The 22,832-nt window shown below is 51.7% G+C and carries 19 protein-coding genes and 1 CRISPR repeat array (1 of these 20 only partly in view); of the genes, 6 read left to right on the forward strand and 13 right to left on the reverse strand.

Annotated elements, in window-relative coordinates; all coding sequences use genetic code 11:
- Window position 1: 1 nt before the first annotated feature.
- From HMPREF9162_RS05800 to HMPREF9162_RS05815, 4 genes are read right to left on the reverse strand one after another with little or no spacing between them, the layout of a single operon-like run.
- The gene (locus HMPREF9162_RS05800) at window positions 2-2,383 is read right to left on the reverse strand and encodes a type IV secretory system conjugative DNA transfer family protein (RefSeq protein WP_037349422.1); all 2,382 of its coding nucleotides are present in this window, start codon (window positions 2,381-2,383) and stop codon (window positions 2-4) included.
- The gene (locus tag HMPREF9162_RS11755) at window positions 2,376-3,656 is read right to left on the reverse strand and encodes a TrbI/VirB10 family protein (protein ID WP_009438900.1); all 1,281 of its coding nucleotides are present in this window, start codon (window positions 3,654-3,656) and stop codon (window positions 2,376-2,378) included. Before HMPREF9162_RS11755 ends, HMPREF9162_RS05800 begins: the two co-directional genes overlap by 8 nt.
- Entirely contained in the window at window positions 3,656-4,441 is a 786-nt protein-coding gene (locus HMPREF9162_RS05810) for a TrbG/VirB9 family P-type conjugative transfer protein (protein WP_009438794.1), read from the reverse strand. Before HMPREF9162_RS05810 ends, HMPREF9162_RS11755 begins: the two co-directional genes overlap by 1 nt.
- 14 nt (window positions 4,442-4,455) lie before the next feature.
- Window positions 4,456-5,160: a type IV secretion system protein gene (locus HMPREF9162_RS05815; protein ID WP_009438746.1), complete on the reverse strand. Its 705-nt coding sequence runs from the start codon at window positions 5,158-5,160 to the stop codon at window positions 4,456-4,458.
- Between the two features lie 406 nt (window positions 5,161-5,566).
- Between HMPREF9162_RS05815 and HMPREF9162_RS11760 the strand changes: the two genes are divergently transcribed.
- From HMPREF9162_RS11760 to HMPREF9162_RS11930, 3 genes are all read left to right on the forward strand, one after another.
- Entirely contained in the window at window positions 5,567-7,582 is a 2,016-nt protein-coding gene (locus HMPREF9162_RS11760; RefSeq protein ID WP_009438910.1) for a MobA/MobL family protein, read from the forward strand.
- Window positions 7,583-7,648: 66 nt separating this feature from the next.
- Window positions 7,649-7,873 carry a hypothetical protein gene (locus HMPREF9162_RS12350; RefSeq protein ID WP_009438637.1) on the forward strand — a complete coding sequence of 75 codons (225 nt, stop codon included), beginning with the start codon at window positions 7,649-7,651 and terminating at the stop codon, window positions 7,871-7,873.
- The gene (locus HMPREF9162_RS11930; RefSeq protein ID WP_071586904.1) at window positions 7,845-8,249 is read left to right on the forward strand and encodes a type II toxin-antitoxin system PemK/MazF family toxin; all 405 of its coding nucleotides are present in this window, start codon (window positions 7,845-7,847) and stop codon (window positions 8,247-8,249) included. Before HMPREF9162_RS12350 ends, HMPREF9162_RS11930 begins: the two co-directional genes overlap by 29 nt.
- A 276-nt stretch (window positions 8,250-8,525) precedes the next feature.
- Here the strand turns inward: HMPREF9162_RS11930 and HMPREF9162_RS05835 are convergent, their stop codons facing one another.
- The 9 genes from HMPREF9162_RS05835 to HMPREF9162_RS12945 all read right to left on the reverse strand — a co-directional run bounded on the left by HMPREF9162_RS05835 (window position 8,526) and on the right by HMPREF9162_RS12945 (window position 15,374).
- Window positions 8,526-9,764, reverse strand: a complete 1,239-nt coding sequence (locus HMPREF9162_RS05835; RefSeq protein ID WP_009438614.1) for an IS256 family transposase — start codon at window positions 9,762-9,764, stop codon at window positions 8,526-8,528.
- 207 nt (window positions 9,765-9,971) lie between these two features.
- Window positions 9,972-11,147, reverse strand: coding sequence for an ArdC family protein (locus tag HMPREF9162_RS05840; RefSeq protein ID WP_009438837.1), 1,176 nt, complete (start codon window positions 11,145-11,147; stop codon window positions 9,972-9,974).
- A complete protein-coding gene (locus HMPREF9162_RS05845; RefSeq protein ID WP_009438657.1) occupies window positions 11,140-11,505 on the reverse strand; it encodes a hypothetical protein in 366 nt (121 codons plus the stop codon). The genes HMPREF9162_RS05840 and HMPREF9162_RS05845 overlap by 8 nt, the downstream gene beginning before the upstream one ends.
- 53 nt (window positions 11,506-11,558) lie before the next feature.
- On the reverse strand, window positions 11,559-12,779 hold the full coding sequence (locus HMPREF9162_RS11765; protein ID WP_050782881.1) for a hypothetical protein: 1,221 nt from the start codon (window positions 12,777-12,779) through the stop codon (window positions 11,559-11,561).
- Window positions 12,776-13,915, reverse strand: a complete 1,140-nt coding sequence (locus HMPREF9162_RS05855; protein WP_009438675.1) for a ParB N-terminal domain-containing protein — start codon at window positions 13,913-13,915, stop codon at window positions 12,776-12,778. Before HMPREF9162_RS05855 ends, HMPREF9162_RS11765 begins: the two co-directional genes overlap by 4 nt.
- A 1-nt stretch (window position 13,916) precedes the next feature.
- The gene (locus HMPREF9162_RS05860; protein ID WP_009438778.1) at window positions 13,917-14,666 is read right to left on the reverse strand and encodes a ParA family protein; all 750 of its coding nucleotides are present in this window, start codon (window positions 14,664-14,666) and stop codon (window positions 13,917-13,919) included.
- A gap of 43 nt (window positions 14,667-14,709) precedes the next feature.
- Window positions 14,710-14,979, reverse strand: a complete 270-nt coding sequence (locus HMPREF9162_RS12595; protein WP_217490387.1) for a hypothetical protein — start codon at window positions 14,977-14,979, stop codon at window positions 14,710-14,712.
- A complete protein-coding gene (locus tag HMPREF9162_RS05865) occupies window positions 14,976-15,170 on the reverse strand; it encodes a transcriptional regulator (RefSeq protein ID WP_009438805.1) in 195 nt (64 codons plus the stop codon). Before HMPREF9162_RS05865 ends, HMPREF9162_RS12595 begins: the two co-directional genes overlap by 4 nt.
- A gap of 63 nt (window positions 15,171-15,233) precedes the next feature.
- A complete protein-coding gene (locus HMPREF9162_RS12945) occupies window positions 15,234-15,374 on the reverse strand; it encodes a helix-turn-helix transcriptional regulator (protein ID WP_083801390.1) in 141 nt (46 codons plus the stop codon).
- 126 nt (window positions 15,375-15,500) lie between these two features.
- Here HMPREF9162_RS12945 and HMPREF9162_RS11940 point away from each other — a divergent pair, with 126 nt between their 5' ends.
- From HMPREF9162_RS11940 to nadE, 3 genes are all read left to right on the forward strand, one after another.
- Window positions 15,501-15,851: a helix-turn-helix domain-containing protein gene (locus HMPREF9162_RS11940; protein WP_071586905.1), complete on the forward strand. Its 351-nt coding sequence runs from the start codon at window positions 15,501-15,503 to the stop codon at window positions 15,849-15,851.
- A 648-nt stretch (window positions 15,852-16,499) separates the two neighbouring features.
- Window positions 16,500-17,591: a site-specific integrase gene (locus HMPREF9162_RS05880; RefSeq protein WP_009438644.1), complete on the forward strand. Its 1,092-nt coding sequence runs from the start codon at window positions 16,500-16,502 to the stop codon at window positions 17,589-17,591.
- A gap of 84 nt (window positions 17,592-17,675) precedes the next feature.
- The gene (gene nadE, locus HMPREF9162_RS05885; protein WP_009438927.1) at window positions 17,676-19,340 is read left to right on the forward strand and encodes an NAD(+) synthase; all 1,665 of its coding nucleotides are present in this window, start codon (window positions 17,676-17,678) and stop codon (window positions 19,338-19,340) included.
- Between the two features lie 165 nt (window positions 19,341-19,505).
- Window positions 19,506-22,832: direct repeats of the CRISPR family, unit length 33 nt; unit sequence GTTTCAATCCACGCGCCCCGTGCGGGGCGCGAC; it runs 3,382 nt beyond the window's last position.

Genomic DNA, 22,832 nt, shown 5'->3' on the forward strand with positions numbered 1-22,832 from the left:
ATCACTCCTTTTGAGGTTGTTGTTTCTTTTTCGGCTCACGCCACTGCGGGCGAAATCTCGGCGGTCTTTTTGCTGCGGCTTTTTCCGCTGCGCTGCGTGCAATAAGCGCGTCCCGCTCCGGATATGGATGTGATCTCAATAGATCGCTTGCAACCGGTGCGTCATAGAGACGGCTGAGATAGTACCCGCTCTCGTAATACTTCACCTTATCAGTGAGGATCGGCGGGCTGCCGCTGGCGACAATGATCTCCTTATCGCCAAGGCGTTTGATCTCATCGGCTGTCATAAGTGCGCGCCCGGTCTGTGACTTTGAATAGCTCCTTCTCGTAAAGATACCGCTGTCTGAAACACTCTCAACGGTGATCGTCTTATTGCCAAGCAGGGATTCGGCATATTTTGCGGTGTCGTTGTCATTTGGTGCGTAGAAGATCTGCAAATGGCAGTTCATAAGGATCTGATTGTCTTTGCCGTAGATGTCGTTAATCTGCGGCAAGCCTTGATTGATGAGAAATACTTTCATCCCGTACCCGGCGATATAGGAAAGCGTCGCGGCAAAGGATTTGAGATTGCCAAGTGATGAGAACTCATCCATCAAGAAGAGACATTTGTGTTTATAGAGAGCCTTTGCCTTGCCGCCCTCATAGGTTCCGATCTTCTTTGCATGATGCTTGACCATCATTTCAAAGAATAAGCGGAAGATCGGGGCAAGACGCAAGAGGTCGGACGGCGGTGTGACAAGATAAAGGGATACCGGCTTCCGGTAATTCATGAGGTCGTCCACACAGAAGTCGCTGACAGAGGTGTTCTTTGCAAGCGTCGGGTCGAGGTATTCCTTGAGTGCGGTGTTCGCCGTAGATATGATGCTGCCGCATTCATTGTCCGGCTTTGCCGCGATCTCACGGAAATTTTGACAGATGATCGGGTGGATATGCGGCTGTTCATCAAGTGTGGATGCCATGGGATAGAGATTCCTCATATCCTCCTTGGTAAACGATCGCTCCGTATAGCTGCTTGTACGGGGATCCCATTCTTGGATCACGATGCCACCCTGCGGCACATGCTCAAATTCCATCATATTCTCAAGCGAATCGACAAAGCCCTTTACCTCGAGTTTCTGTACCTTTTCCGCGCCCTCAACCTCTTCGTCATAGGCGTTTCCTTCGCTGTCTACCCATTCATAGACGGGATTCCCCTCTTCATCGAGAACACCGACCGTATTGGATTTCATGAAGGCTGCCACATCATAGAGCGTCGGCGGATGCGGATAATGCTCCGGGTCGGCAAAGTGCGCGTATTTGAGATGCAGGATGACCGTTGTGATGACAACGGCGGCATTACTGCCCCAATGGTCGAGCTTTCCTTTCCCCTCATAGTCCGCAAGTGTATAGGCAAGGTTTTGTGCGGCGGAAACCTCTTCCGGTGTGCCGATCGGGATCTCGTCCAGCGGATTCCAGCGCGCCGTACTGCCGTCCGTCGCGGTCGGTTCGAGCTTAATTGTGACATGCCCCATACGCTTCCTATATCCCGCCGTGACGCCCCAGTTCTCAGATTTAATGTCATTGACAATGGCGCTTTCCTTCCATTCGCCTAGGAGCGTCGGAATGATAAGTCCGACGCCCTTGCCGCTGCGCGTCGGGGCGATGACAGCGAGGTGCTTGTTGGAATTGTCTCTGAGATAGAAATGAGAAATTCCTGCGTGAAGTTTTACAAGCCTCTCATAGAGCTTCACAAAGGGATAGACACTGATAGGATCGTTTGCCGGATCGTACTTCACCGCCGTTTTTTCAATCTGTTTTTGCAGATCTGCACGCTGTTTTTCAAGCCGTGCTCGTATTGTCGGCGGTATGTTTTTGTCCAGCGTTTCCGTGATCCGCACGATTTGCTGCGTAAGTTCGTCTCGTCGGCGCTCTTTTTCCCGTTCAAACGCCATTTCCGCATAGGCGACTTTTTCCTTTTGCAGTGTATCCACGCCGCGCATGAGGGCTGTCAACGCACGCGCAAGTAAACTGTCCCGTTGTCCTACGACAACGCCCCCGGCGCTGATGAGTTCCATCTTTGCAAGATCAGCATATTCGCCCCAGTGCGCCGATCCATGGGAATCGTCTTTCTTCTTCGGCAGCGTAAGCGCGATGAGTACAAGCCCGATGAGAAATGCCGCAAGGATGTATAGGTTCGTCTCCTTAAAGGCGAGCGGTATTTCTGCCCGGAACTCTATATACCATGTGAGATATTTCCACGGCATATAGTAAGGCTGCCCGTTCATCATGAACGGCTGCCCAAGGCGCGGATTGTACTCGAGCATTGCGGCGAGTTTTTGTGTCGCAAACCACATGCCGGTGACGATCGCCATGAGGAAAACATAGACACGCAAGAAGTTATTCATCGCTGTATGCACCAATCGACAAGTCTTGATTGATAAATACGCTGAACTGATAGCCCGGCGATATGTCTATTGTTTCCTCTGCATTGATGTCTTTTGAGATGAGCTGCTGCATCGTCTGCAAGATAGAGGCGACCGCTCCCGATACGGCTTCCTGCCCCGGGCTGCGTTCGTCTTTGCCCGATGTGTTCCCCGTGAGACTTTGCAGTCCGGCACCGAGCAGCGCGGACATGAATCCCGCACGATAAATCGACCCGCGATGATCGTCATATTTATCGCTAAGTCCGGGATACCCTACGCCGTCAATCGCCTGCTGATCGGGGAGTTCAAGGGAGGCACCCGAGGGAAGGATGATCCGCTGAAATATGACGCCGATCCTTTTTCCTCCCGCCTCCGCCGTTTTGCCGATGAGTCTGCTGCCCTGCGGAATAAGCAGGAAGCGTCCTGTAAGGCTGTCATAGATGTTCTGTCGTACTTGCGCTACAACGTCTCCGTTCGGCACGTTACTTGTAACACCTGTGAGAAGGGTCGCCTGTATGACCGATCCTGCACTAAGGATATGCCCGCCGAGCGCATCCTGTACTTGCGGTGCATAGCTGATATTTCTAGCTGCGGTATTTGCTCCCGGTGCGGGCGCATTGCCGAGCGGCTGCGTCTGCGGCGGTGCATTGTCTGCCATAGCTTTTGCGATCTGAAACGCAAGCGCGCTGCCGTCGATAAGGGCGCGTCGTTTTGCCGCTTCTTCCGCCGCTTTTTCGGCGCGTTCATATGCTGCGCTATCACCGTTTGCCCCCGTTTGTGTACCGCCACTGCTGCCGCCGGGCGGTGTCGTCGGCACATAGACCGGCGCCGCTACATTTGGGTTCATATTGGGATTCATGTTTTGGTTCGGATCGACATCTCGCACATCCGTCCCGTGCGTGTGCGAATGGTCATGATCCTTTTGCCCAATTTCGGTATATCTTGCCGGGAACGCGTCTGCCGGTGTCCGTGCTGAGGTACCGACACTTGACGTTCCCTGCTGCGTATCCTGCTGCTCCGGTGGGTCGCCACTAAATAGAGCGTTGCTTGCTACTGCCATGACACCCGCAAGAGCGACTGCACCTGCGCCCGCAAGGATGAGCGGCTTCTTAACGGTTTTTGCCTCGTCTGCGGGGTCGTAATCGTCATAAGATACCCCGCCCGACTCATAGCCTTCATCCTGCTCTAGCTGTGTATCATCAATAGGATCGGCATATTTTTTCGGAAATAGTTTCTTTTTGATTGTATCTAGCATTACTGCACCGCCTCTTTTGGGAATATATCAACGTATTCGCTCGCGGAATACTTGAGCCGTGCGTGGTCAAACACGCGATCGGCAATGATGTACCCGTGCCGAATCCGATAGTTTATCAGTGTGAGTTTCTTTTTGCCCTCAACGCGGTACAGCACGGGAAGATCGTATTTGTTATTTTCACCGAGACGAATATACGTCCGTACGCCGTCGTCGAAAACTTCGAGCGGATACAGCGCTTCGTTCACACGTTTGCTGCCCTTAAACCGATAATCTCTGTTCAGTGTCTTATAGACAAGCTGTCCGTCAACGGTATCCGCAAAGATCTCGTTATGTGCCGCTTCGGCAGGAGTAATCTCTTTTGGCTTATACACGTCTTCCGGATAGCTCCATCGGATGATCGGCGTATATTGATTTTGCTCCGTGACGGACAAATGATAGACTCGGCTGTTTGTGTATATGAGGAAGTTTGTTTTTATCCCGTCCTCCGTCGGCTTGATAAAAACATGCGGCGTCGTTCCAATCGTCGCTGTTTCGACCATCCAACGCGCGGTATCTCCGGCAACTACGCCGCTGACCGTCTCGCCGGATTTTAGTGTAACGTCCACAACATAACCTTTTCGTGCGAATACTTCATATACGCCGTCATAGTTATAGATGTATTCAAGGCGCGATTCTGCCTGCCATGCTTCATTCGTTGTATGCATAGCGGAAACAACAACAGGCGCCCCGGCACAGCTAAAAAACGTCATGAAGAGTGCCGCCGAAAGTATGCGCTTTACGTTCATCAGTGTGCCTCCGTTCATCGCCGTTCTTCCATCTCTTTGGTAATGCTGAGATCTTTAATCTTCAGTCCCAGCGGATTGATTAGCAGCTCTTCTTCCTTCGTCGGCGGATCAAGCATAACGGATAACAGTGCAGTATACGACGACTTTACGCCGCTTGCATTACCGCTGATGGAATATTCGTCCTCCGTCCAACGCACTTGGTATACGGCGGCAGATCCCGGTTGCATTTGGATTGATTTGATCGTCGGCTGTATGGTCACGTGTCCGAACTTCGCCGCTGGATCGTCATGCTGCAAAATTGCGTTGAATTTTTCCGCTGCTTCTTTTGTGAGATAGTGCTGCGCGTGTACCCAATTTTCCCGATACTGGACAGGGTCAAGCGGAATCGTCCGTGTGTCCTTGATAAACTGCACAAGAAACGCTCTAATCTCCGCTTCCTGCGGTTCATAGTTCGTCGCCTTGAGTTCCCCGTCGGCTTCAATTTGTCCGGTCGCATTATCCACACGCACAACGTACGTCTTATAGCTTGCTGTCGTTATTACAAACAGAGTGACGAGGACACAAATTGCAAGCAGTACGAGATAGAGCAGGTTCCGCTTCTTTGCGACGTCCTTATCTAGCGCAAGGTTATATAAGTCCGTTTGAAAACGTTTTGCCGCATCCCGGTCAAACACATCGGTTGCCTTCCCCTTCGGCATGAATCTTTCCTGTTGTTCCATTTACATAATCACCTCCTTTTAGATTTTAGCATAATCGAGGTTTTATGTAAATATATTTACCCGTAATTAGATATATTATTTTCCTATATCCATTATATTCTCTTTTGTTATAAATGTTTTTTACAAAAAATATAAACGGTTATATTGCCATTTTTCAGGTAATATGATACTATCAAGGAAACCAAAAACAGGAATGCGCATCTACAGAAATCTCTACGAGATTTCCATGCGCCAACCTCCGGTTGGATCGGACGCCTACGGCGTACACGGCTCCGCCGTGTTTCATCCGATATATGGCGTACATTCGCCGCCACATATACCGGATGAAAACACACTTACCGAACGGCAAGTGTGTAAGATCGGCGCTCCCGCCGATGAGGAACACCGCAATTAAGGGATACAGGAAATGTCAATCTACTATTTCGATAATGCCCCGCATGGCAAACGCGCCGACGGAAGTAAACTGAACACAAAACTGCATTATGATTACATCGCCCGTGAGGGAAAATACGAGAAAGAGAAGTCCGGACGCGAGGATCTTGTCCACCTATCCTCCGGGAATCTCCCGGAATGGGCAGAAACCGGCGCGGACTTTTGGCAGGAGGCTGAAAATCACCGGCGCAAAAACGGTCGTTCTTACAGAGAATTTAAGATCGGACTGCAAGAAGAGCTAACACTTGAGGAAAACAAAGAACTTATCGAGCGTTTTCTAAAACAAACAGGGATTGCCGATCGGCACGTCTATTCCTATGCGATCCACGATAAAGCGGCGGCATTTGACACTTCGCATAGAAACATTCATTGTCATTTGATGTTCAGTGAAAAGGTATTTGAGAAAGATCGTCCACTGCCGCCTGAGAAATTCTTCAAGAATTATGCGGAAAACGAGCACGGTGAACCTACACAAGGCTATCTCACAGATCCTTACTGGGCAAAGAAAGAGACGACACTTGAACTGCGCGAAAAATGGGCGGCATTGGTCAATGAAAAGTTTGCGGAAAAAGGGCTTGATTGCCGTATCGACCACCGCACGCTTGACGTCCAGCGCGAAGATCTCATCGCACAAGGAAAGCTAGAGGAAGCACAACTCCTCGACCGCACGCCCGCACCGCATCTCGGCAAGGCGTACAAGAATCCAAAAACGATGGAAAAGATTATGATGGCGATTGAGAAAGAGGATCGCATATCGGATGCTCCAAACGCGGATGATTCGGGGGATGTTTCGGATCGAAGCAAAGAGACCGAAGAAGAGTTAAAAATAGCGATTTTTGCCAACGATGTTATGCTGCGTAAAATCGCGCGCGAGATACAAAGCGAACGCGCACGTCTCCAAAACGAATACAAGGAAGAACGCGATGCACAGGAAGCGGCAAATATCCTCGATGAACCGTACGCGGTCACGGTTGAGGATATTGCCAATTACTGTGCAAAAAAAGAAGCGGTATACCGGAAGCTCGCGGATCGGGAGCTTGCACGGTATAACCGCCTCAGGAAAGCAGCGGATGAAGGGCAGATACGTGCCGCTGCGATTGACCGAATATTTAACGGCACTTATCGGAAAGCCATGCGTGATTATGCCGCTGCGACAAAAGCGCTTGAGACCGCCAATAAAAAGGTACGTGCCGCACAGGAAAGAAAGGATCATGCGGCGGCTCTTGCTACGATGCGTGATGTCAATCAATTAAATATGCAGCGCGGTGTGCTTGGCAAGCAGATCGCGGCATTTAAGAAGGAGATGCAGACACCGGAATTTGCTCAAAAGCTGGAGGCACATATCCAAAAAATCAAAGACACACTGCCGCCTGAGAACGTCATTGCACAGCTACACAGGAAACATACTGCCGCACACAAAGAAGCGGAACGCTATGCCGCGATGCGAGAAGCGCTTGCCCCAATCGAACGCGACAGGGTTCTCTTTGCAGACAAGCTGCCAAAAGCCCTGACAAGACATTCTCGTATTGATGGAGAAACACCGGTCGGAAAACTGCCGATGAAAGCATTTGACGGTGACACCTATGCGATCCTCTCCCGGATGCCGAAAGAGGGGCGCATTGTGACGCTGGAAGCAGTCAAAATAGGCGATGACATCCGGCGCGGTAGCGTGCAGAAACATCTTGTCATGTATGACAGAGACAAAAAGCGCATTATTTCATCAACACCGGCATATGACACCGCCGGAAAACCGGAACGCGTACGTCTCTATCGCACAAAAAACAGACGTAACACGGGGAGTTCAAAGCAGACAAACGACGCGCATAAACAGCGGGCAAAAAATATCAATGAAAAAGTATCTGCACTTGCAAAGAAAATGCTCCATGAACGCGAAAAGAACGGCAAGATTGTCCTGCGTTGGAATGAGGAGGAACTAAAGGATAAAGCGATCCGTGCGGAGGAGAGAATGTATCAAGACTGGGGACGCTAATGTTGATTTTTTAATTGCGCTCCGCTATACTATTCTTGAGTGAATCAGAGCAAGGAGGAGAACATCATGCAAGATGCGGTGTACGAAAACTTTATGAAAGAACACGGTGCCAGTCTCTTTGAGTTGGCCAAAAGAAACACAAAACACAACAAAAATGGAGATGCCGTCATTTCTCGAGACGATGAGTGGTGTAATCCGGAGGAAGATTGCTGGGATAAATTATATGAGGAGCTAGAAAAGAAAGATGCCATTGCCACGCGAAGTGTGGATCGCAAAGTTTCCATTCGATGACGATCCGGCGCAATCAAAAAATCGTCCCATAATTATCTATGCAGTCGACAACACAAATTTCATTGTCGTAGGAATTAAAGTGACTTCCCACGCATGCCGGTTATCGGATAGCTTTGATATTGATCTACTTGACTGGAAAGCTGCAAATCTGCAACGTCCATCAGTCGCTCGTGTTTCAAAACTCACTGATCTATCGGCACATAATTGCCTTAAAAAGATCGGTGTGCTAAGCGAACGTGACTGGAATGCCGTTTCCCAAACCGTAAGCCGCTTTTACCAATCACAGTGCAAAGAAAACACTCCGACGATCCCACATAAAAGAAAAATCACAATGCAAAAGAACTCCACTCGAGAGGATCGAGGGAATAGCCGTTAAACAAGGTGCCCATAATGGACACCTTCGTTTGACAGGTTTTCGTGAATGTCGTATAATGTTCATAGAAAGAGGCACTACCGGCAGACGGTCAGCCCCGATCACCGTTAGAGTAGAACCCCGCCTAGCGTCGGAAGCTGGAGGCGGGGCTTCTTATTTCTTTATCGCCACAATCGAGATTGTAACAAGGAAAACCAACGACAAAAAATCGTATAGCTCCATAAAGACTGCCCCTTTCTAGGGGCAAGATGGGTTTGTCAAGTAAAGTGTGTAAGTTTCTTATAGAGCGGAATATTTTCGGATCATCTGTCCGACCCGCTCATCAATACAGAGTTGATTCATCACAATCGCCCAGTTCTGAATGGAGTGTCCCTTCCATTTCTTGTACAGCTCCTTGATCCGTAAGTAAAGCACCTTGAACACAGCCGTCTCGCTTTGAAATGCCCCCTGCTTCGTTACTTTGCGAAAACTTGCATTGACACTCTCTATCGCATTTGTTGTGTACATGACACGACGGACATCACTGCCATATTGGTAAAGTTGTTCAACATGCCGGAAGTTGTCCTTCCATACGCGAATTGCGCCCGGATACTTGCTCCAAGTCTCACAGAATTTCTCAAATTCGCTCTGTGCAGCCCGAAGGCTAACTGCCCCATAGATCTTTTTAAGTTGTGCCGTAAATGCCTTGTAATCCTTGCTCGGAACGTATTTAAGAGAATTGCGTATCAGGTGAACAATGCACCGCTGTACCACCACGTTCTTAAAGATCGACTTTGCGCCGTCTTCCAGGCCGCTCACTCCGTCCATTGATATGAAGCCGATGTCCTGTACGCCGCGTGCTTTGATCTCGTCAAATACCTGCATCCAGTGATGTTTGCTTTCCGTATCTCCCATCCATAGCCCTAGAACGTCTTTCTTGCCTTTTAGGTCATATCCGAGGATCACATATACCGCTTGATCAGATACGCCTTTGTCACCGCGCATTGAAACATAGATACAGTCAACGAAGACAAACGGATAAAATGCCTTGAGCGGTCGATTTTGCCATTCATGCAGCTCGTCAAGCACACTGTCTGTAATATGCGAGATTTGCTCAGCACTGAGCATAAAGCCATAGATGTCATCGATGGTGGAGGAGATGTCTCGCTGACTCATTCCTCTGGCATACATCGCGAGGACTTTTCCTTCAATGGACGAAACGTCCGTCTGTCTTTTGGGAACGATTTGCGGTGTAAAAGAGCCGTCACGGTCTCTTGGGACGCTGATGGGAACCTCGCCTGCCGAGGTTTTGAGGACTTTGGGGGTATATCCGTTGCGGCGATTTGCTGTATCCTTTTCGCTGCGCTCGTTGCTCATGTAACCGAGATGGTTTTCCATCTCGCCGTTGAGCATGGCTTCAAACATGGGACCGAAGATTTCTTTGAGGGCGTTTTGCATGTCTTCTACACTCTTGGGCTGATACTCTTCGATAATTGCCTTAGCGAGCGTTGCACCGCGCCGTGGGAGCCTCTTTGACATAAGGGTTCCTCCTTAGTTTTTGACTTCCCCTCACCGGGAGTGTTCCTAAGCTGTCTTCCTACTTACACAGTTTATTATACACTCCCGGCAAGATTGACCGCCTACCGCTGTGGTAGCACCTCAAAAGCGATTATACCAATCGTTTGCATTGCTTGCAAGGTGTTTCAAGGTGTCCATAATGGACACCTTGTTTTTATTCCTCTTCGTCTATCGGCTCAGACTCCGGCTTTTCCCCGCCTCTTTCTTCGGCGCCATTTTCACCGTTCTTTTCCGTGCGACGGGCTTCTGCTTTGCAGATGCTTCCTGTTGCTGCGCTTTTTTTGCCGCTCGGATCTTGCTAATGCGCGCGGCAAGCACGGGGGATACGCCTTTCTCTTCTGCCGGGCGCTCCTCTGTGACCACCGCCAAGCGTTCCGTCTGCACAGCCTGTGTCTGTACCTTCTCCTTATCCATTGTCTTTTCGATCATATTTGTCTTGATGTAATCGGCAGCCTTTTCCGCATCGTGCGCAGCACGAAACAGTTCATCAGGATTCTTCCTGAGTGCATTTGCCCACGACTTGAGATATGCGGCATGGTTATCATAATGTTGCTTATCAAACGAGATACCGTATTCCTGATGCAGGAACATTGAGGTCAGCTCTGCACGCAGCTCTTCCCGCGCATAGGTATCCGTTGCTTGCCCTCCAAATTCCCGATTAAGGCGTGACTCATGACCTGTACTATGTGCGATCTCATGTGCAGCTGTCGCATAGTAGTAAGCATCCGTCTTAAACTCCTCGCGAGAAACAAGATGGATTTCGTCCGTTGACACCGTATAGAAATTTTGATGATGCTGATCGTGATGAATCGATGCTTCGCTATTGGCGATCATTCTCTCCATCTTCTCGTTCAGAGGCTCAACCGGACGTTCAAACTCAGGCAGTGGCGGCACATTTTCCATTTGTTCAGCGTTAAATACAAGGGATCTCTTCACCAGCGGCGGGTCGAGCCGCACTTTTTTGATTTTTTTCTCCCCTGTCTCAGGATCTGTTTCATAGACAGGTTCCTTTTTCCCCGTCTTTTCGTTTTTCTTCCAGATCTCCCGCTCAAATTGGTAATACTCAACAACGGTTGCTTTTTCGCCTTTCTTGACCTGCGCGCCGATTGACTGCGCTTGTTTGTATGTTGCCCATCGGTTATCCTTATAACCCATACGCATGGCTTGATACGCCAACCGCATTCTGTTTCCGCCGTGGTAGTTTGCACTCTCCCCTTCTCGCGTGAGATTTTTGGGGCGACCACCGTTGATGATACCGGACTCCCAAAAAAACGGCTTTCCGGCAGCAATATCTGCGGCGACCTGCTCAACAAGCGCTTTGCGTGCTTCACTCACATCACTCATGGTCATTCGCCTCCTCTATCGGATTTGGGATCTCTGTTTGCAGCATACGCAGGATCTCCCTATCCTCATCGTCCAGTTCCTCCTCCGGCGTGCACAGCACACGCTCCTCCTCCGGCAATAATTGCCCCGGTTCACGCATGACGCCGTATTTCTCCTCGAACGCAAGTCGTTCACGCTCTAACTGTTCCATGTCTTTGGGCATTTCAACACCTCCTGTTAGCTCCGCGTGCAGCATCTCATGATCGGCACGGATAGAAAGCACGGCGTCGCGGTTATACCACACACGGCCATTCTCATGCATTGCACTTTTTTCCGCTCGAAATACACTCGTTCCGTTGACTGTCAATTCAATCTGCATATACTCCCTCCTTCGGCATTCGGCTAGTGTGTCCATTATGGACACCTTTACGGTCAAGGGCTTGCTCGTCCGTGTCGTGCGTGCCAGTCGCGCAAGAGCGCGGATACACGCTCCGGTGGAGTAGCCTTTGCCCGATGCTCCTCCATCGCTGCAAGACGAGCGTGCTCTTTTGCGCGCAGCTCTTCTTGACGGTGCTGCTGCGCCTCTGTTTGCTCTTGCTGTGTCCGTCGGAATTTTTCACGCTCCTTCGTCGGATCCCTTGACGGAGTATAGACATACGAGTCTTTCAATGCGGCGATCAGCCAGCCTGCCGCATTTTCGATTCGATTGCGCTGATGGGCATAGCGCAGCATCTTTGCCTTTTCCCGTACGGCACTCTCCCCATACCGGCGGATGCAATTCACCGTCACGTGCTCCGGGATGTTCAGCTCCGCACAAGCAGAAATCAAATCATCGGCAACAACAGGCTCTATTTCTTGACTTTTTGATCTTTCTATACATGGTGTTGTTGTTATTCTTTGTGTATTCTCTGTTGTAGTCTTTGCGCGCGTGCGCGAGGGAGAGGGGGTGTAATCCCGCGCCGATACTGGATTTTTCGGCAGTTCCGGCGAGGTGTTCCGTCGGGTCAAATTGGCACTCCCCGTCGGGTCATTTTGGCACTCCCGTCGGGTCAAATTGGCACTCTCGATAGTGCCACTAACTTCAACTTTTTGACTTTCTTCCTGAGTGTCATTTTGACACTCCTCATCCCGGACGTTTTCAACCGACGAATATTCCCCGGAAAGATCATATACGCGCTCTTCATCGTCTTCGTCCTGCGGCGATAGAGTCTCTGACGGTGAAAGCCTATTCGAGGGCACAGGAACAATCCCGGCAGGGATATAGATCTTCTCATCTGCTCGGCTCATACTCTCTTCTGCCTGTGCATGGACAATTTCTTGATTTATGACTGCCATACGGTCATAATTGATCGTATACGCCTTTTTCTTATCGAATCCATCTCCGATCCTGACAGATAGCAACAATTTCTCGGATTCAAGGTTTGTTATAATCCGCTTGATTGTGCGCTCCGACCAAAACGGGAACTGTTTGTTCCACTGTTTGACCGTGTTATAGATCCAGCGGCGCCCATACTCATCTTGTTTTCCCATCTTTTGGCTGATCCAATATTGAAGCTGCTGTAAAAAAACGGCTTCATTCATGCCAATTTTTGCAGCTAGGAGCGGCGAAAAAGTAAGTGGTGAATCGTAAGTAAGGCAGCTTGTCCCGGTCATATTTCTCCCTCGCTCAAGTGCTTCATCTGTAGCTCTGTCGCCTTTTCAAGATGCTCATTTAGAGCTTTTCTGAGGACATCCAACAGAATATTGCTGCGAGCTTCCCATTTTGCACAGTCCGGTCGTCCCAGTACTCTGCATTTCTCAAGATTACGATCTATCGTGTTACAAATATGTATCAGTGCGGCTGTAACCCACTGATTTACATCTGTATCATCAAGCCCCAACGAATCGACCGTATCATTATCGGTAGCGTCAAAGACCTCATCTATGGCAAAGGAAAGCCGTTCCTGCCCCTCTGCTTCAAGCGCTTCCTCCATCGATAGCGGCACAGGGGACATCTTATTCTCCACAGATTCCGGCTGACGCTTTTCTTTGACGCGCTGCACGGTCTCAACCGTCGGGCGTTCTCCTTGCGCCTCGATGATCTCTAGCATCTCATCCTGCTCTTCTTCCGGCAGTGCCGAAAGTTCGGCGGCTGCCGTCGCAGTCATACGTCCCTCCTCAACGGCTTCTTTTGCCGCATCCGATAGTTTCCCTATCGCCTCCTTGCGGGCGAGGGTCGTTTCGGATATATCAAGAAGGCTTGCAAAAAACGCTCTGAACTTCCCGGCGATCTCTCCGCGTTCTTTCTGATATTCATAGATCTTCCGGATGATCGGCTTAATAAGAGCGATCTCCGCCGCTTCTTCCACGGGTGAAAGATTTCGGCGAGATCCCTTATTCGGAAACACGATGTTCAGCGTTTCCATCTCATCGCCTGTGATGACTTCCTCCAGCGGATTTATGACCTCCCGTGTAATTGTCGGTACGCACGGATCGTCGGTCATGCCGCTTTCGAGACGATAGAGCTGTGCGAGACGCCGGCGATGTCCGCTCAGAATCATGTATTTCCCCTCTTCATCGGGGAGCTGCTTCACGATCAGCGGCTCAATCCGATGTGTGAGTTCAATCATCGCCGCCAGTTCGTCAATATTATCCGTCCGATATGCCGTGTTTTTTGGATTCGGCACAAGGTCATGGACAGAGCGCATTACAATTTGCTCCGCAAGGTGTTCATTATGGATACCTTGCGACTGCGGCTGCGAGTTTTTGTTCAGCAGCTTTGCGATCAGCGCTGACGACTGCTTTTTCATCTCACATACCCTCCATTAGTTCGCGCAGGAATTTCACGAGATCGCACGAAAATCCACAGTTCGGCGAATACTCGAAGATGCTGCAGTGTTCTCCCGCTGCCGCTTCCGGTTTGTCCTTGGTGTAACGAATGCGTGCCGTAAAGAGAGGAATATCTTTCCGCATTTTGGCAATCGTCCGGAATCCGTGTGGCGTCGCGGAAAACTTATTCAGCAAGCATCCGCGAAAACGAAGATGCGGATTGTAATCTGCCTGTATGGATTCGATATAGGAAATCATCTGCTCTACGCCACGGATGCCATAGAGATCCGGCGTCGTAACGATAATAACCTCATCACTTGCCGTGAGTGCGTTGATCACCGATGCGTTGATCGTCGGCGGATTATCGATGAGGCATACATCATAGAGATCTTGCACGGATGCGAGGGCGTCTTTGAGTATCGACTGTTGCACGATTGTCTCGTCCTTGATAACGGCAACATTTGCGTCCAACAGCCGCTCGTCACTCGGCAGGAGATGAATCAAGGGATAGCGTGTCCGGGAGATGCAGGAGCGAATATCCATCCCCGTCAAAACATCTGCAAGCGTAAAGTCCGGCGTAACATCAAAAAACTGCGTAGCGTTGCCTTGATCGTCGTTATCGACGACCAAAACACGCAAATCGCAGCTCTCGGCGAGCGCATAGGCAAGATTGACCGTGATCGTCGTCTTTCCTACGCCGCCCTTTTTGTTAATGAGTGATATTGTTTTCATGAAAATCAGTCCTTTCGCCTATTGTTTCTTCCGCGAAAGTCTGCTATACTAAACAAAGGTTCAGTCTGTTTAGTGCAGACGAAAATGCTGCCGATATTTTATCGGTGGCATTTTTTTGCCCCCTTTTAACAACATCAAAGCAATTCGTAATTAGCTGTAAAACTTCATCCTCGTTGCCCCTTAAACTGATTCGCGCTGTTTTTCCATCCGTTGTCGCGATAACACAAGCCTTTGCACCTGACTTCGCACACTCGGTTATCAGCTGCGCTTTTACTTCTGATAGTGTCACTGTTATCCTTCCTTTTTTGCTCATACATCGAGATACCTCATCTCGAAGTACCGCCGATTCGTCTTGCCGCGCAGCGTACACTTGCCCATCTTTTGCAGGTCGGCATTGAGTTCTGCAAGAATTTTGTACGCCTTGGAGACTGAGATCGCGCACACATCGGCAATCTCCGGTGCAGTGATGAAGTTACTCTTTGCCGTCTTATAGCCTGTTGGCATCGTAATACCTCCTTTAATCCTCCAACAATTTGTACCACTGCTCTGGAAAGTCTAGGACAGTGGCTATTTTTTTGCTACTGCTGGAGACGGTCTCCGTATTCCATTTTCGATGTTGGAATAGTGATTTTGAGAAATCCCTACAATTTTCGCAAATGACTTTTGAGAATACGATGCATTCATTCGTAGCTTCTTTAATAATTTCATATCACCCCTCCTTATATCTCATAATGAGATTATATTGTGTTTATCAAAAAAAGTCAACTCATTTTGAGATACAGTATTCAAAGTAAAATCGCTATTTGAGATAATATAGATACCATGGAGGTTGGTATGAATCGAATAGCAGAATTACGTAAGGCTCAAAATATGAGTCAAAAACAATTTAGTCGTTTACTAAACGTTGCTCAAAATACAATATCGCAATGGGAAACAGAACAACGCGACATAGACTCATCAACGTTGCTGAAAATATCTGAGTATTTCGGGGTCACAACAGACTACCTCCTCGGGCGCACAGACGATCCTACCCCACCACAAAAAGAAAAAGCTCCTTCACGTCATGAAGGAGTATTACAGGATCTCGAGGACTTATCTCCGGATATGGAGCTTGAAGTACGCGAGTTTATCAATTATCTAAAGCATAAAAACAATCTTGCCGCTGCTGCCGGGGGAAAAAACTAGTCATTTTTCCTCTCACCACGCCTGCGACGCTGGATCAAACTGCATAAAAAATAGGCGCTCATTGCGGGGCTTGAAACCATTGTGTTTAGATGCTATAATATAAAAACACGAAAACGAAAAGCATTGAAACACCAGAAAAGCCCTGCAAGTGCGAATTGCAGGGCTTTTTGTATGGTCAAAAAGCCATACAGCAGAGATTAACGGCTAGTGCCACAATGACGGCGTGTGCGCTACCATCCTAGCCACCGCTCTATCAGGTCACAGAGGACACTAATTAGCAGCTCAACAAGCACACGAAATACGAAAATCATGGAAACACCTCCCCTCCTGCCTATTTAAGCTCTCGGGGCTGTGGCAATAATCAGTATACTGTATTTTGAAAAGGATAGGAACAGGATTTTCGCTATGTGACCGTTTCCTCCGCACTTTATTACGACTCCCGGGATAGAAATGCCTTGGCATTACTATCCGCGACGCCGTAATATCGTGGCGGTCTCAACCGTCACATTGCCGCATAAAACCTGTTCCTCTGAATGAATCGTTGCTCCGCAGAAAGCATCAGTTGCACTCATGCTTTCTGCTACCGCCTCCCCACCCTCCACCTCATGGGGCGTTGCCCCCTGCACCCCCATTCTGAAAGGAGTCATTATGTCTGTCCACAAAGACTTAAAACGCGGTACTTGGTTTGCAAAGATCAAATACACAGACTGGGCAGGGAATAAAAAAGAGACAACGAAGCGCGGCTTTGCAAAAAAGAAGGACGCTCAGCTCTTCGAGCAAGAATTTTTACGCCAAAAAACCGAATCACCTTCTATGACCTTAGAATCTCTATATCATCTGTACATGGAGGATCTAAGGCATAGAATCCGACCAACGACCTATAGCACAAAAGAAAGTATATTCTCGAATAGAATCCTTCCCCATCTAGGACAATATCCCTGTGATAAGATTACTCCCAAAATCATACGTCAATGGCAGAACTTGTTGGTTGCCGACGAATACAGCCCAACGTATCTAAAGATGATCAACGGACAACTCGTATCGCTATTTAATTTTGCCGTTAAATATTATGGTCTCTACGTAAATCCTATGAAAAGTGTAGACACCATTGGAAAAAGCAGCGCTGAGGCTATGCAGTTTTGGACAGTAGATGAATTTAATAGATTCATCTTAACGCAATCCTCCCCTTTGCATAAAACGATATTTATGCTTCTATTTTGGACCGGCATGAGGGTCGGGGAATTACTGGCTTTGACATATGCCGATTTCGATCTCGAAAAGAAAATTGTTCGCGTTCAAAAATCTTACATAAGGCTAAAGGGAAAGGACTTAATCGGTCCTCCAAAAACTCCGGGGAGTAACCGTGTCGTTTCCCTTCCTTCTTTTTTGGTTGATAACCTAATGAGCTTTTTCGAATCACTCAAACCTCTTGATCCAAATGCGCGTCTTTTTATAGTGACTAGAGCATCTATACGCAGACTTCACACCGGCGCTAAAAAGGCAGGAGTCAAACTTATCCGTATTCATGATTTAAGACACTCTCACGCCTCATATCTCATACATATCGGTGTCCCCATTATGGAGGTTTCAAAACGTCTGGGACATGATAAAATCGAAACGACATTAAGAACCTATGCCCATCTATACCCCAAAGAGCATGATGTCGTCTTAGAGGCAATAGAAAATGACCCCCAAATTATTCGGGGGTCAAATCAGGGTCACAACGGTTGTAGTATTTGAAAAACCTATTGTTTTTCAATACTTATATCAATTATAGTACTTATTATAGCACAGCACGCGCCGTTTTGGAAAGGAGCTCCGTCAATGAAAATTGCACTCATATCCATGGAGATTATCCCCGGTCGTCCCGATCTCAACATGGAGCATATCCGAAAGAAAATAGAGGAAGCCAAAGCCGCGGGCGCGGAGACGGCGGTATTCCCCGCCTTTGTACTCTCGGGGAAATTCCTCGGAAGCGCGTTCTCGCAGCCCGCATTCCTGCGCGACTGCATGGACTATGCACAGGAAATTGCACACGCGGCGGAGGGCGTCACCGTCCTCTTTGGCAGCATCGCGGACGAGGCGGAACGTCCCGTATCGGACGGCCGCACGCTCCTCCGCGCACGCGACGGCGTACTCACGGAGATTGCGCGCCGCCCGCTCCATACGAGCAGCCCCTTCTCCCCGCTCACCTATGCCCTCCCGGATGAAAATGTCCTCATTGCCGTCGATGCCGCGCCATTCCCCACGCCCGTACACGGTGCGGGACTCGCGGCGCTCGCACGCAAACACAGGAAAGCCGTCGTCTATGTCAACGCACTGGGCGTGCAGGATACGGGAAAAACCGTCTATGCCTTTGACGGCGTGTGCCGCGTCTATCGTGCGGACGGCGCGCCGGTGCTGACCTCCGCGCCCTATGAGGAGGGGCTGACCGTCGTCGATACGACGCAGCTTACCTCGCTTGAGCCCGCCGTGAAAGAGCCGCCCGTCGCACCGATCTACCGCACGCTCCGCTATGCCGTGCGAAAATTTTTGGAGCGCATTCATATGGAGCGCGTCGTCGTCGGCATCTCCGGCGGCATCGACTCCGCCGTCTCCGCCGCGCTCTATGTCGACGCCATCGGCGCGGATCGCGTGCTCCTCGTCAACATGCCGAGCCGGTTCAACTCGGAGACGACGAAGGGACTTGCCGCCCGGCTGGCGGAAAATCTCGGCTGCCGCTCCATGATTGTCCCGATCGAAGAAAGCGTCTCCTACACCGCCGCGCAGCTCTCGAAGATTCCCGTCGAGGGCGCGGCGGCGGCGCCCGGCGAGCATCTAACGATCTCCTCCTTTGTCCGCGAGAATATGCAGGCGCGCAACCGCAGCGGACGCGTGCTGAGCAGCATTGCGGCTGCGTGGGGCGCGGGCTTTACCTGCAACGGGAACAAGGCGGAATGCACGGTCGGCTATGCCACCCTCTACGGCGATTTGGCAGGTTTTCTCGCCGCGCTCGCCGATCTTTGGAAATATCAGGTCTACGATCTCGCCCGCCATCTGAACGCCGAGGTTTACGGACGCGAAGCGATCCCGCAGGGCATCATCGACATCGTGCCGAGCGCGGAGCTGTCCGACGCGCAGAATGTCGACGAGGGAAAGGGCGACCCCATCCGCTACCCGTACCACGACTACCTCTTCCGCGCCTTTGCCGAGGAGAACCGTCTCCCCGAGGACATCCTGCGGGCATATGCGAAAAACACGCTCGAAGAATATATCGGCTGCGCTGCGGGACTTGTCGCCGCATATTTCCCGACGGCAACGGATTTCATCGCCGACCTCGAACATTGGTGGGGGCTCTATACCGGCATGGCAGTCGCCAAGCGTATCCAGTCCCCGCCCATCCTCTCCGTCAGCGGTCACGCCTACGGCTCGGATCACCCCGAGTCCCAAATCGGCGCATACGAGACACGCACCTATCGTAAGCTCAAAGCTGAACTAATGAGAGGCTGATTTTTATACGAAAAGGGCTTGCTGCACCTATGCTAAAAACGTATTCGTGCAACAAGCCCTTTTATGTCATCTGAGCCATCCTCTCAAAAATGCAGGAGCGCCCCACATCGAAGAAAACGGCTCCATCTTGTGGCTCAGCAAGGGTCTCCATACACACTGTGAGCTGTTTTGATGCGCGCGCCCCGTGCGGGGCGCGACTTGGCGTCGGTCTTACTGGATTCTCTCAAGAGAAGTTTCAATCCACGCGCCCCGTGCGGGGCGCGACGCTCCTCGTTTTGCTCGGTCACATCCGCATCGGTGTTTCAATCCACGCGCCCCGTGCGGGGCGCGACCCCGCTTGACGGGAGAAGACGACCCCGCCGTAGGTTTCAATCCACGCGCCCCGTGCGGGGCGCGACCACACAGCAATTTTCGCGTCAATACCTTTTTGCGTTTCAATCCACGCGCCCCGTGCGGGGCGCGACAATCCGTCCTAGCGACATGTTAGTTGACGGATGGTTTCAATCCACGCGCCCCGTGCGGGGCGCGACCGGGGATTTCGTCATCTTCCCAGTCTTTTTCCGAGTTTCAATCCACGCGCCCCGTGCGGGGCGCGACTCGCACTGTCGCCGCGGAGCTCGGCAGCCGCGTTGTTTCAATCCACGCGCCCCGTGCGGGGCGCGACGAGGCTATCGAGAGCAGATACTAGAAGACACCCTAGTTTCAATCCACGCGCCCCGTGCGGGGCGCGACCCTCAAGGAGAAAACGCCCGCGCAGGCGGAACTGGTTTCAATCCACGCGCCCCGTGCGGGGCGCGACTGTCTATATCATTTCAAACATCGGCTCATTCGGGGTTTCAATCCACGCGCCCCGTGCGGGGCGCGACCATGTCCTCATCTACTTCTTGCAGTGTATATGTTGTTTCAATCCACGCGCCCCGTGCGGGGCGCGACAATGCCTTTGCATTCTCTTTCATACGGGCGATAGTTTCAATCCACGCGCCCCGTGCGGGGCGCGACTCCTCATAGACGAGCTGGTAGGCTTGCCCGAAACGTTTCAATCCACGCGCCCCGTGCGGGGCGCGACTTGCTGTTAGCCGTTCTACGTTCTACCGTAAGCTTGTTTCAATCCACGCGCCCCGTGCGGGGCGCGACCGCCGCCGCAGGAGTTCACACTCGAGGATCTGATGTTTCAATCCACGCGCCCCGTGCGGGGCGCGACTTGCTGCGGACGGAATCCAGGTATTCACATCCGCTGTTTCAATCCACGCGCCCCGTGCGGGGCGCGACGATCAGCCCCATTTGACAGGCGGCGGCAAGAGCGTTTCAATCCACGCGCCCCGTGCGGGGCGCGACGGACGTGCTCAAGAGCATCTACGCAAGCGGTGGAGTTTCAATCCACGCGCCCCGTGCGGGGCGCGACTTTTATAGCCTTGCCGACATTATGGACATCGCAAGTTTCAATCCACGCGCCCCGTGCGGGGCGCGACCTCGAGCCAACGTCCGAGGACTGCACCGCCGTCGTTTCAATCCACGCGCCCCGTGCGGGGCGCGACATATCTCTTTTCTCAATCCAATCGCGACGAAAGAGTTTCAATCCACGCGCCCCGTGCGGGGCGCGACACCTTAAAAATCATGTGCTATTGCATATTACTTGTTTCAATCCACGCGCCCCGTGCGGGGCGCGACTCGTGCAGTGTTGACGGACGCCTTCGCATCCAAAGTTTCAATCCACGCGCCCCGTGCGGGGCGCGACTACGCGGTCGTTGCGGCGGTCAATCATTTTGCAGGTTTCAATCCACGCGCCCCGTGCGGGGCGCGACTCGCCTGAATGACGTGCTGATCGAATCGGTCGAGTTTCAATCCACGCGCCCCGTGCGGGGCGCGACCATCTTCTCTGCGTGCGGACGCTCCTTCAAAACGTTTCAATCCACGCGCCCCGTGCGGGGCGCGACAGGTGCAAAGAACGTGACGGCGGTCATCAGCGATGTTTCAATCCACGCGCCCCGTGCGGGGCGCGACCGTCGCCCAAAACAGCAGCCTTGCGCAGCTGCAGGTTTCAATCCACGCGCCCCGTGCGGGGCGCGACGTACGGTAAATTTTTCCGTTGCGCTCCACCTCCTGTTTCAATCCACGCGCCCCGTGCGGGGCGCGACTGCCAAAGAAGTGGGGCGACCATTTCACGGATTTGTTTCAATCCACGCGCCCCGTGCGGGGCGCGACGCCCGACAACAAGGACTACCAAGTGGGGGTATACGTTTCAATCCACGCGCCCCGTGCGGGGCGCGACTCGACGACGGCGAGGCGAAGCTCTACGCATACACGTTTCAATCCACGCGCCCCGTGCGGGGCGCGACTGCGGCGGTACATCTTAGAGCCTGTACGGGTGGATGTTTCAATCCACGCGCCCCGTGCGGGGCGCGACCTACAACGAGGATTTGCCGACCATCGTCACGTCGTTTCAATCCACGCGCCCCGTGCGGGGCGCGACGATCGACGCACATGGATATTGGCGCTCGAGCGGGTTTCAATCCACGCGCCCCGTGCGGGGCGCGACATCCCGTCAAGCCGTGCAATTACTACATTGTGTCGGTTTCAATCCACGCGCCCCGTGCGGGGCGCGACGCGCTTGTTCTGCTTCTTTGCATCCCAAAATACGTTTCAATCCACGCGCCCCGTGCGGGGCGCGACCTCCTGGGCGCGGGAATTATGCAGCGCCGGGAGAGTTTCAATCCACGCGCCCCGTGCGGGGCGCGACGCGGATCTTTGTATCTCGGCGCGGGGAGATATAAGTTTCAATCCACGCGCCCCGTGCGGGGCGCGACAGGCTCGGGTGAATCTTTAGGGGATGTTATAGGGGTTTCAATCCACGCGCCCCGTGCGGGGCGCGACGCTCCTGGGCGCGGGAATTATGCAGCGCCGGGAGAGTTTCAATCCACGCGCCCCGTGCGGGGCGCGACCGCAGCCACTCCGCAGGGAGATATGTCCGATGGAGTTTCAATCCACGCGCCCCGTGCGGGGCGCGACAGTAGTATAGCTTCATTACAAAACGTTTCAGGTAGTTTCAATCCACGCGCCCCGTGCGGGGCGCGACCAGGATAACATATACAAACGTAGGCGTCTATAGGGTTTCAATCCACGCGCCCCGTGCGGGGCGCGACCGAGAAACCGAAATGCTAAGTATAGATTATTACGGTTTCAATCCACGCGCCCCGTGCGGGGCGCGACCAAGGATCTGCAGGGGCGTTATCTCCTGCAGCCGTTTCAATCCACGCGCCCCGTGCGGGGCGCGACCGTCCGCATGATGAATCGCCGTCTCTTTGATGGTGTTTCAATCCACGCGCCCCGTGCGGGGCGCGACGAGGTACTGAAATAATTCGAGTTGTGTTTTAGTTGTTTCAATCCACGCGCCCCGTGCGGGGCGCGACGTCCCTCGGCGATAGCATTTTGGGCAACACACCGGTTTCAATCCACGCGCCCCGTGCGGGGCGCGACATTCGGCTACGCCCGATC

The sequence above is a fragment of the Selenomonas sp. oral taxon 137 str. F0430 genome (assembly GCF_000183625.1).
Taxonomy (GTDB): Bacteria; Bacillota; Negativicutes; order Selenomonadales; family Selenomonadaceae; genus Centipeda; species Centipeda artemidis.